The sequence below is a fragment of the Rhizobium sp. Leaf453 genome (assembly GCF_001425605.1).
Lineage (GTDB): Bacteria > Pseudomonadota > Alphaproteobacteria > Rhizobiales > Rhizobiaceae > Pararhizobium.
Genome location: NZ_LMRG01000024.1, coordinates 1 through 1,296, shown reverse-complemented (window position 1 = coordinate 1,296; position 1,296 = coordinate 1). Strand labels below are relative to the sequence as shown.

The 1,296-nt window shown below is 55.6% G+C and carries 1 protein-coding gene and 1 tRNA gene; one reads left to right on the top strand and one right to left on the bottom strand.

Features of this window, described 5'->3' with window-relative positions; translation table 11 throughout:
• Positions 1-203 precede the first annotated feature (203 nt).
• On the top strand, positions 204-620 hold the full coding sequence (locus ASG68_RS21490; RefSeq protein ID WP_062583724.1) for a hypothetical protein: 417 nt from the start codon (positions 204-206) through the stop codon (positions 618-620).
• A gap of 595 nt (positions 621-1,215) precedes the next feature.
• On the opposite strand, the gene ASG68_RS21485 is transcribed toward ASG68_RS21490, so the two are convergent.
• Positions 1,216-1,292, bottom strand: a tRNA-Met gene (locus tag ASG68_RS21485).
• Positions 1,293-1,296 lie beyond the last annotated feature (4 nt).

Genomic DNA, 1,296 nt, shown 5'->3' with positions numbered 1-1,296 from the left:
TTCAACGTGTCGATACTCGTTAGACATAAGCCTGTCCTCAAGCCTGTGCTTGAGCCTTTCTGCTTATGCCGACTGTCCGGTCGAAATGGGGGGCAGTTCACGTATGAACGGTCGACAGCCATCTCCACCATATACAAAAGAGGAAGAAGGTTTTCCTCGCCTTACGGTTGACGATTTTTCCCCCGGGCCTAGGATAATATTTCATGAAATATATGAAGGCCCTTTTCGTGCAAGAAACAATCGGAGAACTGATTCTTGATCTGCAGCATGCAAAGGGACCCGATCGGGCCTTGGACCTGCGAATTGCCACCGCCATCGGTTATGAGCGGACAACCATGATCGTGGACAAGGGTGGCTCAAAGCAGCGAAAGGTGGTCTGGCTATCACCGGGAACAAAATCAAGGGCAGCCGTTCCCCCATTTACTGCCCGCTTTGACCTAGCATTGAGAGTGGCGAAGACGATTGATCCCAACTGTGCGGGCGCCTTCACATGGGGCGGCACCTTCTGCACAGCGAAAATCAATGATGGGCCACGGTTTTCGGCAGCCACACCGATGCTCGCCATTATTATCGCTGCCTTGAGCGCCACATTAATGGATGCTGGGAAGCCTCCACACTGAGTGTCCCTCTGTATTCCGCCTCATCGGATCTCGTTCAGAGCGTTACCGGGTTGTCCAAAGGGGTCGGATGGCTGCCGCAATATGGCTGGCTCATGTTGTCGCCATCCTCTAAGCGATCAGGTAGCCCGTCTAGCCATGCTCTGCTGGTTGCGTCGCAACCGGCGGAGCCAAAACGGCGTTGCGACCAGATCAGACGTGGCCAAGCCGGTGCGTCGTGAGGCCGAGATTCGGATGCCCTTCTGTTCTGCCACATTGATTCGCCGATCTGATGACCTCGGAGACAAGGCGGCAGCACGGGCAGAACGCCGCGCTGAATGGATTATCTACCAGCGTTTCACGATACGAAGCTTTCCAATGCACCCTCTTCAAGTCCGGAGGAACATGAGACCCGTGGGTGGATTGTGGCTGGAAGTGAGGGCTCTACGGTTTCTGGCGTTAAGCTGGGCAAGGCCGAGGGATTCCTGACGTTTTTTTGGAATGATGGGATTTTGGTCACCATTTGCCGGCGTGGCGTGGTTGCGTAAGCGTGATGCGGGGTTCGTCGCGGCGTTATCAACAAACTCCGCCGTCGCTCCGAGGCGGGTTTTTTGTTGATTGGTTGCGGGGGCAGGATTTGAACCTGCGGCCTTCAGGTTATGAGCCTGACGAGCTACCGGGCTGCTCCACCCCGCGCCAT